General features: G+C 74.8%; 8 protein-coding genes. 2 read left to right on the top strand and 6 right to left on the bottom strand.

Translation table 11 applies throughout. From position 1 onward, the window contains the following. The 3 genes from BMW67_RS14725 to BMW67_RS14715 all read right to left on the bottom strand — a co-directional run. The coding region (locus BMW67_RS14725; protein ID WP_143053722.1) for a hypothetical protein at window positions 1–596 on the bottom strand (596 nt) is incomplete at its 3' end. Next, entirely contained in the window at window positions 596–865 is a 270-nt protein-coding gene (locus tag BMW67_RS14720; RefSeq protein ID WP_072748455.1) for a spike base protein, RCAP_Rcc01079 family, read from the bottom strand. The genes BMW67_RS14725 and BMW67_RS14720, both read right to left, overlap by 1 nt. A gap of 120 nt (window positions 866–985) precedes the next feature. Further along, complete coding sequence (locus tag BMW67_RS14715; protein ID WP_072748456.1) at window positions 986–1,891, bottom strand: dihydroneopterin aldolase; 906 nt, start codon at window positions 1,889–1,891, stop codon at window positions 986–988. A 343-nt stretch (window positions 1,892–2,234) separates the two neighbouring features. On the opposite strand from BMW67_RS14715, the gene nadA reads away from it, so the two are divergent. Beyond that, on the top strand, window positions 2,235–3,287 hold the full coding sequence (nadA, locus tag BMW67_RS14710; RefSeq protein WP_072748457.1) for a quinolinate synthase NadA: 1,053 nt from the start codon (window positions 2,235–2,237) through the stop codon (window positions 3,285–3,287). 32 nt (window positions 3,288–3,319) lie between these two features. Continuing rightward, the gene (locus BMW67_RS14705; RefSeq protein WP_072748458.1) at window positions 3,320–4,915 is read left to right on the top strand and encodes an L-aspartate oxidase; all 1,596 of its coding nucleotides are present in this window, start codon (window positions 3,320–3,322) and stop codon (window positions 4,913–4,915) included. A gap of 20 nt (window positions 4,916–4,935) precedes the next feature. On the opposite strand, the gene BMW67_RS16095 is transcribed toward BMW67_RS14705, so the two are convergent. From BMW67_RS16095 to ppdK, 3 genes are all read right to left on the bottom strand, one after another. Then, window positions 4,936–5,676 (bottom strand): cell wall hydrolase, encoded by a 741-nt coding sequence (locus BMW67_RS16095; protein ID WP_245728549.1) that lies wholly within the window; start codon window positions 5,674–5,676, stop codon window positions 4,936–4,938. A gap of 152 nt (window positions 5,677–5,828) precedes the next feature. Beyond that, window positions 5,829–6,830 carry an ArgK/MeaB family GTPase gene (locus tag BMW67_RS14695; protein ID WP_072748459.1) on the bottom strand — a complete coding sequence of 334 codons (1,002 nt, stop codon included), beginning with the start codon at window positions 6,828–6,830 and terminating at the stop codon, window positions 5,829–5,831. Then, window positions 6,827–9,496 carry a pyruvate, phosphate dikinase gene (gene ppdK, locus BMW67_RS14690; RefSeq protein WP_342707615.1) on the bottom strand — a complete coding sequence of 890 codons (2,670 nt, stop codon included), beginning with the start codon at window positions 9,494–9,496 and terminating at the stop codon, window positions 6,827–6,829. The genes BMW67_RS14695 and ppdK overlap by 4 nt, the downstream gene beginning before the upstream one ends. Window positions 9,497–9,599 lie beyond the last annotated feature (103 nt).

Here is a 9,599-nt window from a genome sequence, read left to right as displayed (position 1 = left end):
ACGAAGATCAGCCCCTGGATCAGCACCGTCTTCGCCGCCGCGAGCGAGGTCAGCGTCTCGCCCGAGCTCTGGCGCAGCGCGGTCAGGATCAGGTCCTGCCCCGGCCCGCCCCATCGGAAGTGATCGACCGAGCGCCCGCCCTCGGTCTGCTTGAGGATGTAGAGATTGGGCGCCGCGTCGTTGCGCCACGAGGCCGGCGCGCCGCCGCCCAGCACATGCCGCACGAGCCCGATCTCGGGCCCGAACGAGGCCGTGCCCTCGGGGATGCCGTTGGCGCCCGTGGTCCACACCTTGCCCGAGGTCCGCGGCGAGGCGTCCGTCGCCAGCCCCTGCGCCTCGAAGCGCCCGGCGGTCGCCCCCGCCCCGCGCGAGCTCAGCCGCCACCAGGGATGCACGGCGCGCTCGGTCTCAGTCAGGAACGCGACCGCCTGCGCCGGGTCCGCCTTGGCCGGGTCCTGCCGCCAGGGCGCGTAGCCCTCGGCGTTCGACTGGCCGAAGATCAGCCACAGCGCGACGGTGTTGTCGGGAAAGGACGGAGGGCCGCCGCGGCGCGCGCGCGCCGCGAGGGCCCCGACCGAAAGCCCGAGCGAGAGCATCAGTCGATCACCAGCGCATGGATGCCCGCCGCCGTGGTGCCCGTGGCGCGCACGCGCGTGACGCCCACGGGCAGCAGCGTCTGATCGGCCACGGTCACGGTGCGCGGGCCGCCGCCGCGGACCGTGTCGATGACGACGTCGCCGCCGACGGTGACGAACAGCGCGATGGCCGCGTCGGGCAGATCGACGGCGTCGTCGGGAGTCACGGGAACGATGTCGGTCGCCGGGCCGGCAAGCGGCACCGCGCGCCCGCTGAACGGGTTTGCCATGGGAAGCGCTCCTTTTGGATGAACGCGCGGCGAGAACCCGGCGGACGGGTTCCTCGCGGCGCCGCTTCCTGATACCCGAACTTGGTTAAATCGGCGTTAAGGGTCGCGCCGCGCGCCCTCTCAGCCGCCGTCGGCGCCGATGACCGCGCAGGCGCCCGCGCCCAGATGCGCCGCAAGGAAGCGCGCCAGCGCCGGCGCGTCGCGCGGATCGGGGCGGTGCTCGTCCCTGAGGTCGCAAAGAATGCGCGCCGGCGCCCACACCGCAGGGCGTCCGCTTCGCAGGGCATGGACCAGCTCGGTGCGGGTGTCGGTGACGACGAAGCGCGCATCCTGCCCCGCGAAGGCCCAGGCCGCCTGGTCAAGCGCGCTCAGCAGCAGCCGCTCGGCCGCCGCGCCCTCGAGGCCCATCCTCCGCGCCGCCTCGGCCGCGGCCTGGCCGAAGCGCCCCGGCGCCACCACCGCCGCCACCGGCCGACGGCGGGCGGCCAAGGCCTCGCGCGCGGCGCGGCGCGCGGCGTCGTCATCGTCCAGCAGCGCCGGATCGGTCAGCGCCGCCACCATCGGCGACGCCCCCGCCGCCGTCGCCGCGATCTGCGCCAGGCGCGCCTGCGCGGCGCGGCGGGTGCGCACGATCTCGACGCCCAGCGCGCCGGGAATGCGGTCCAGCTTCTCGACCCGCACCAGCACGCGCGCCGCGCGCGGATCGCGCAGGCAGCGCGCGGCGATGCGCTCGGCGCAGGTCTCGAGCAGGTTCAGACGCCCCTCGGCCAGCGTGTCGTCGATGGCCTCGACCAGCGTGTCATACGAGATCACCCGGTCCACGTCGTCGGTCGCGCCGGCCTCGGTGGGCCGCACCTCGAGCACGACGCTGAAGCGCAGCCGCTGCGCGACGCCGCGCTCGGAGGCGAAGGCGCCGATCTCGACGGCGCGCACCAGGTCGCGCACGCTGATGCGGTCGAGCGGCAGCTCGGCCGTGTCGGTGTCGCGGCGGGGCCATTCGAAGGCCAGGGCGGTTTCGTCGATCATCGGCGCGCACTCCTCGCGCGGCCCGGAGCGGGGCCGCGTCTCTTGCCCCGGTGATCGCCCCTGCGGCGCGCGATTGCAAGCGCGGAACCGACGCAAGGCGCCCCCCGCCCGACACCCCCTCCCGACGCCCCCGCCCGACCCGCCGCGCGCACCCCGACGCGCCCCGCCGCCTCCGACGCCGGGGCCGCCTGCCGGCCCACGACCCCGCCCAGGCCCGCGCGACGCCCGCGCTTGACACCGGCGGCCGGCGGGACCATGTTCCATGCGAACGCACGCCGAGCGCGTGCTTTTTTCGGACATTCGATATGCTCAAAACGAGCATATCCGCGGAGGACGACGCGCCATGTTCATCAACGCCGACATGCCCATCAAGGCCGCCCGCGCCGAGCTGGAGGCCGCCTACGACCTGGAGCCCTCGGCGGCGGCCATGAAGGACACCGCCGACATCTACGAGCGCGTGCGTCACATCATTCCCGAGCCCGACTGGATGCTGCACGCGCCCTATGTGCGCGCCATCAACCGGCTGAAGAAGGAGAAGGACGCCGTCATCCTGGCGCACAACTACATGACGCCCGAGATCTTTCACGGCGTGGCCGACGTGTCGGGCGACTCGCTTCAGCTGGCCATCGAGGCGACCAAGGTCGATCAGCAGACCATCGTGCAGTGCGGCGTGCACTTCATGGCCGAGACCTCGAAGATCCTGAACCCCGAGAAGACGGTGCTGATCCCCGACGCGCGGGCGGGCTGCTCGCTGGCCTCGTCGATCACCGCCGCCGACGTCGAGGCGCTGCGCCGCCAGCATCCGGGCGCCAAGGTGGTCAGCTACGTCAACACCACCGCCGAGGTGAAGGCCGCCTCGGACATCTGCTGCACCTCGGCCAACGCCGTGCAGGTGGTCGACGCCCAGCCCGGCGACACCGTCATCATGACCCCCGACGGCTACCTGGCGCAGAACGTCGCGCGGCTGAGCCGCAAGCGCGTGGTCTGGTGGGACGGCGCCTGCATCGTGCACGAGCGCTTCACCGCCGAAGAGATCCGCGCCTTCCGCGAGGACAACCCCGGCGTCGCCGTCATCGCCCATCCCGAGTGCCGCCCCGAGGTGGTGGCCGAGGCCGACTTCACCGGCTCGACCTCGGGAATGATCGCCTGGGTGCGCCGCCACAAGCCCGCCAAGGTGGTGATGGTCACCGAATGCTCGATGTCGGACAACGTCGCCGCCGAGCTGCCCGAGGTCGAGTTCGTGCGCCCGTGCAACATCTGCCCGCACATGAAGCGCATCACGCTCGAGAACATCCTGTGGTCGCTGCATTCGGGGACCGAAGAGGTCGCCGTGCCCGAGCACCTGATCGAACCCGCGCGCCGCGCCGTCGAGCGCATGATCGCCCTGACCGCCTGAGCGCCGCCCCGCCCCACGCCGAAAGGCCGTCCATGGATCAGAACGACACCGTCCGGCGCGCCGAGGGCGCGCTGATCGTGGGCGCGGGGCTTGCCGGCCTTTTCGCCGCGCTCAAGATGGCGCCCGCGCCCTGCGTGGTGCTTTCGCCGCTGCCCCTGGGCGACGGCGCCTCCTCGGCCTGGGCGCAGGGGGGCATCGCCGCCGCCCTCGCCCCCGAGGACAGCCCCGCCCTTCATGCCCGCGACACCGTCGTCGCCGGCGCCGGCGCCGTGGACGAAGCCGTGGCCCGATCGGTCGCCGAGGAAGCGGCCGCGCGCATCGAGGACCTGTTGCGCATCGGCGCCCCCTTCGACCGCGACGCATCGGGGCGGCTTCTGCAATCGCGCGAGGCGGCGCATTCGTTCAACCGCGTGGTGCGCGTGAAGGGCGATCAGGCCGGGCGGGCGGTGATGGACGCGCTCATCGCGGCCGTGCGCCGCACGCCCTCGATCCGGGTGCTCGAAGGCGTCAGCGTGGACGATCTGGCTCTGAGCGACGGCCGCGTGAGCGGCGTCTTCGCCCGCCGCGCCGGCGATCTGCACGCCGAGCCGATCCTGCTCCAGGCGCCGGCGGTGATCCTTGCCGCGGGCGGCGTGGGCGGGCTTTACGCCGTGACCACCAATCCCTCGAAGGTGCGCGGCCAGGGGCTGGGCATGGCCGCGCGCGCCGGCGCGCTGATCGGCGATCCCGAATACGTCCAGTTCCACCCCACCGGCATCGCCGTCGACCGCGACCCGACGCCGCTCGCCTCCGAGGCGCTGCGCGGCGAGGGCGCGCTGCTGATCGACGAGACCGGCGCGCGCATCATGCAGGGCGTGCACCCGGACATGGAGCTGGCCCCGCGCGACGTGGTGGCGCGCGCGCTGCACCGGCACATCGCCCGCGGCGGCAAGGCGTTCCTGGACACGCGCGCCAGCCTTGGCCCGCGCATCGCCGAAGAGTTCCCCGCCGTCACCGCCTATTGCCGCGAAGCGGGCATCGACCCCGCGCGCGAGCCGATCCCCGTGCGCCCCGCCCAGCACTACCACATGGGCGGCGTGCTGACCGACGCGCGCGGGCGCACAAGCCTGCCGGGTCTGTGGGCGTGCGGCGAAGTCGCCTGCACGGGGCTGCACGGCGCCAACCGGCTGGCCTCGAACTCGCTGCTCGAGGCGCTGGTCTTCGCCGCGCGCATCGCCCAGGACGCGGCCAACCTTGCCGCGAGGGCCGACCCCGAGCCGGCGCCGCCCCCGCCGCCGCTGCGCCCCGCGCAGGAAGGAGACCCGCTGCGCGCCGCCGAAGACGCCGTCCGCGCCCTGCGCCGGACCATGACGCGGGATGTGGGCGTCGAGCGCGACGAAGAGGGGCTGAGGCGCGCGCTGCGCGAGATCTCGCGGCTCGAGCGCGGCACGCCATGCGCCTCGCGCGCCTTTCTCAACATGACGAGCGCCGCGACGCTGATCGCCGCCGCCGCGCTGATGCGCCGCGAGAGCCGCGGCGGGCATTGCCGCTCGGATCATCCCGAGGCCGACCCCGCCGCGCCGGCGCGCACGCAGATCACCCTGACCCGCGCCCTCGAGATCCGCGAAAGCGTCTGCGCCGAGGGCTGAGCCCCGCGCGCCGGCGCCGCTCAGCGCGTCGCCACCTGGTCGGGTTCGCGGTAGAAGACGTGCTCGCCGATCACGGCCGTGCGCTCCAGCTTCGAGGCCCAGCGCGGCGACACGGAGCTCGCGTGATAATGCGTGGCCCGCCCGGTCAGCGCGCGCGGTCGGCCGTCCAGCATCCGCCGCGCGACCCGGCCCGCGCGCTCGAAGGCGCGGCGATTCGTGATCGCCTCGGGGCGGCCGTCGCAATTGTACGAGAACTGGCAGGCGTGCAGACGGTCGGCGCCCTGATTGACCACCTCGCACACCGTGTTCGGAAAGCGCGGGCTGTCGACGCGGTTCAGAATCACCTCGGCCACGGCGATCTGGCCGGTCAGCCCCTCGCCGCGCGCCTCGAAATAAAGCGCCTCGGTCAGGCAGCGCCACTGCTCGTCGCCCTCGGGCTTGACGGCCTCGAACTCGGCGCGCGCGCGCGCGCCCACGCTCATCGCGCCCGACACCGTCCTGTCGGCGCGCTCGAGCCCGCGGCGCAGCGCGTCGGCCGCTTCGTCGTCCTCGCGCGCAAGCGGGGTCAGGTCCACGATGCTCAGCCGCGGCGTGGCGCGGCCGGCCACGGCGTGAACATCCACCTCGCCCTGCCGCTCGAACGCGGCCTGAAGCGCGGCGCGTTCCGAAGCCAGCGCCGCGCGCGCATAAAGTCCCGCATCGGCCAGCGCCGAAGACGCGACGAGCAACGCGGCCGCGGCCGCGACGGCATGTGCGATCATCGTTCTCTTCCTCGCCTCGGAGCCTCGGCGCGGCTTGCGCATCGCGCCCGGCTCGTTGCCCAGCAGATCCCCCGAAGCTCCTCGAATCCGTTCGGCCTCGCTGAAACGCCGCCCTTGCGCGGGCGCGAGGCGCGCGCCCCGTGCGGGGCGCGTCAAGGCTCGTCAACCTTGCGCCCGCCGCCCGCGCTGTCAAGCGCGGCGCGCAGGGCGCCCGATATGGACGCGGCGGCCGCGAAGGGGCCTACATCCTGCGCCCGCGCCAGGCCCAGCCGCTCGGCGGCGGCCAGACCCTCGGTTCCGAATCGAGCCCGCAAGGCCGAGCGCGCCCAGGCCATGGCATGCGCCGCGCGCAGCCGGGCCAGCGCCGCGCCCCCGTCGGCGGCCAGCCAGGCCGCGCGCGCCTCGATGCGGTCCACCGCCTCGTCCAGCCCGCCGCCCTCGAGGGCCGAACATGACAGCGCGACCGGCGTCCAGCCGTCGGGGCGCGGCGGCGCCAGCGACAGCGCGCCCTTCAGATCGGCCAGCGCCCGGCGCGCCGGCGCCCCCAGATCGGCCTTGGTCACCAGCACGAAATGGGGAATCTCCATCACGCCCGACTTCATGAACTGCAGCGCATCGCCCGAGCCGGGCTGCACGCACAGCACCACCGTGTCGGCCAGATCGGCGACCTCGGTTTCCGACTGGCCCACGCCGACCGTCTCGACCAGCACGCGGTCGAAGACCGCGCGCATCAGCGTCATGGCCGGGTAGCTGAGCTCGGCCAGCCCGCCCAGCCTGTCGCGCGCCGCCATCGAGCGCACGAACACGCCCGCATCCTCGGGGTCGGAGTCGATGCGCGTGCGATCGCCCAGCAGCGCCCCTCCCGAGCGGCGCGAGGACGGGTCGACCGCGATCACGCCCACGCTGAGCCCGCGCGCGCGCCACAGCCCGATGAGCGCGTTGACCAGCGTCGACTTGCCCACCCCCGGCGGCCCCGTCAGCCCGATCACATGCCCCGCCGGCGCCGCATGCGCCGCGTCGAGCAGCGCGGTGACGTCCGGCGCGTCGGGGCGCGCCTCGATGCGCGCCAGCGCCCGCGCCAGCGCCGCCTTGCCGCCCGCGCGCAGCGCCGCCAGCGCGGCCGCGCCCCCGGCCTCCGCTTGCGGCGCGCTCATTGCGCCGCCTCGTCTTCGCGCGCGCCGGCCGCGCCCTCGGCGGCCTCGTCGTCGCGCGCCAGGATCGCCGCCTGCGCCGCCGCCAGCCGCGCCACCGGCACGCGGAAGGGCGAGCACGAGACGTAGTCGAAGCCGGCCAGCTCGCAAAACCGCACCGAGGCCGGATCGCCGCCATGCTCGCCGCACAGACCGATCGAGACCGACCCGTCCGCGGCGCGGGCGCGCTCGACGGCGATCAGCATCAGCTCGCCCACCCCCTCGAGATCCAGCGTGTGGAAGGGGTCCTCGGGGAAGACGCCGGCATTGACGTAGTCGCGCATGAAGCGCCCCGCATCGTCGCGGCTCAGGCCATAGGTCATCTGCGTCAGGTCGTTGGTGCCGAAGCTGAGGAAATCGACGTCGCGCGCCAGATCGCCCGCCCGCAACGCGGCGCGGGGCGTCTCGACCATCACGCCGACGCGATAGCGCGGCGCGCGGCCGGTCTCGCGCGCGACCTCGGCCGCGACCTCGTCGATATGCCCGCGGATCAGCTGCGCCTCGCGCCGCGCCGAGACCAGGGGGATCATGATCTCGGGGTCGACGATCTGATCCCCATCCCAGGTTTCGGCCAGGGCCTCGAAGATCGCGCGCGCCTGCATGCGGTAGATGTCGGGCAGCGTGACGCCCAGCCGGCAGCCGCGCTTGCCCAGCATGGGGTTGAACTCCTGCATGTCGGCGATGCGGCGGGCCAGCTCCTCGGCCGAAACGCCCATCTCGCGCGCCAGATCGGCGATCTCCTCCTCGCCATGGGGCAGGAATTCGTGCAAGGGCGGGTCCAGCAGGCGGATCGTCATGGGCCGGCCGCGCATCACGCGATAGAGCTCGGCGAAGTCGGCGCGCTGCATGGGCAGCAGCCGCTCGAGCGCGGCGCGGTGGTCCTCGTCGGACTGGGCCAGGATCATGCGGCGCATGACGTTGATGCGCCCGCGCTCGAAGAACATGTGCTCGGTCCGGCACAGGCCGATGCCGTCGGCCGCGAAGCCCAGCGCCACGCGCGCGTCCTGCGCGGTGTCGGCGTTGGCGCGCACCTTCATGCGCCGCTCTTCGTCCGCCCATGCCATCAGCTGCGCCAGCGGGCCCGAGAACTCGGGCTGCACCGTGGCCGCCGCCCCCGCCATCGCCTGCCCCGCGCCGCCGTCCACGGTCAGCATGTCGCCCTCGGCGAAGACGCGCCCGTCGGGCGCGCGCAGAACGCGCCGGGCGCGGTCGATGCTCAGCTCCGAGGCGCCCACCACCGCCGGCACGCCCAGCCCGCGCGCCACCACCGCCGCGTGCGAGGTCATGCCCCCCCGCAGCGTCAGCACCCCCGCCGCCGCGTGCATGCCGCGGATGTCCTCGGGGCTGGTCTCGACCCGCACCAGGATGGCGCGGGCGCCGCGGGCGGCGAAGGCCTCGGCGGCCTCGGCCGAGAAGGCCAGCGGCCCCGACGCCGCGCCCGGGCTGGCGGGCAGGCCGCGGGCGATCACGTCGCGCGGCGCGTCGGGGGCCAGCGTGGGGTGCAGCAGCTCGTTCAACATGCGCGGCTCGATGCGCAGCAGCGCCGCCCGGCGCCCGATCGCGCCGCCTTGCGCCAGGTCCACCGCGATGCGCACCGCCGCGCGCGGCGCGCGGCGCATGGGCTCGGCCGACAGGATGCGCAGCGCCCCGTTCTCGATGGTGAACTCGAGGTCATGCGCGTCACCCAGCTCGTGCTCGACGCGCTCGGCCAGCGCGCGCAGCGCGTCGGCGATCTGCGGCGCCGTCTCTTCGAGCGAGGGGGCGGCGGCGCCGGCGGCGATGCGCTCCTCGCGCCCGACCAGCACCGGCGCGCGCGCGCCCGACAGCGCGTCGTCGCCCTGCGCCTGCCACAGCATGCGCCCGGTCAGGCGCGGCGCGCCCGTGTTGGGATCGCGAAAGCCCGCCCGGCCCGCGCCGCTCAGCCCCTCGCCAAGGCCCATGGCCATGCTCTGCACGATCAGCGCCAGCCCGCCGCGCTCGGGCCCCCCGCGCGAGACGCGCAAGAGCCGCGCCGACACCGACGCCCAGGCGCGCGCCATGGCCTGCAGCGCGCCCTCGAGCTGCGCGCGCGGATCCTCGGGAAAGGGCGCGCCGGTCTCGTCCTCTACGATCTCGAGAAAGCGCGCGCACAGCCGCTCGAGCGCCGCGGCGTCCAGCTCGGCCTCGTCGGCGGCGCCGGCGTCCTTGAGCGCGTCGTGCAGCGCCGCCTCGAAGGCGTCGGCGTCCGCGCCCATCGCGCCCACCGCATAGCCCTGGATCAGGCGGCGGCGCGCGTCCAGCGCCGCCCGCAACCCCAGGCGCGCGGCCAGCGCGTCGAGCCGCCCCGCCCCCGCGCCGATGTCCAGCACCGCATGCGGCCCGCCCCAGGCCCGCTCGACCGGGCTGGCGCGCACCGCCAGAAGCGCCTCGTCGCCCAGCCGCGCCAGCGCCGCGTCCAGCTCGCCCCCCAGCACGCGCGCGGGCGGCTCGTCGGCAAAGCGCGCCGCCGCCTCGGCCGAGATCGCAAAGCCCGGCATGGTCGGCGCGCCCATGGCATGGAGCCGCGCCAGCGTCGCCGCCTTGCGCCCGAAGCTGGCGGGCGACGGCGCGCCCGGCGCATGAAGATCGCGGATCATGGTCTCGGCCAGCACGCGCCGCCCCCTTGTGAACGCCGTCCCGCGCCGGGCCTCGGCGCGGGGAACGGTCCCATTGTGCAGTGCGGCAAGCATAGCCCGGTCCGCGGCCGAGCGAAAG

Origin of the sequence: Oceanicella actignis (assembly GCF_900111545.1) — a bacterium.
Taxonomy (GTDB): domain Bacteria; phylum Pseudomonadota; class Alphaproteobacteria; order Rhodobacterales; family Rhodobacteraceae; genus Oceanicella; species Oceanicella actignis.
The sequence above is the reverse complement of the archived record's forward strand: the minus strand, read 5'-3'. Positions and strand labels throughout refer to the sequence as shown.

Bases quoted from the DNA above. Each gene is read 5' to 3' on its own strand.
- BMW67_RS14715 (WP_072748456.1), bottom strand. From the start codon at position 1,891: ATGATCGACGAAACCGCCCTGGCCTTCGAATGGCCCCGCCGCGACACC.
- nadA (WP_072748457.1), top strand. From the start codon at position 2,235: ATGTTCATCAACGCCGACATGCCCATCAAGGCCGCCCGCGCCGAGCTG.
- BMW67_RS16095 (WP_245728549.1), bottom strand. From the start codon at position 5,676: ATGATCGCACATGCCGTCGCGGCCGCGGCCGCGTTGCTCGTCGCGTCT.
- BMW67_RS14705 (WP_072748458.1), top strand. From the start codon at position 3,320: ATGGATCAGAACGACACCGTCCGGCGCGCCGAGGGCGCGCTGATCGTG.
- BMW67_RS14720 (WP_072748455.1), bottom strand. From the start codon at position 865: ATGGCAAACCCGTTCAGCGGGCGCGCGGTGCCGCTTGCCGGCCCGGCG.
- BMW67_RS14695 (WP_072748459.1), bottom strand. From the start codon at position 6,830: ATGAGCGCGCCGCAAGCGGAGGCCGGGGGCGCGGCCGCGCTGGCGGCG.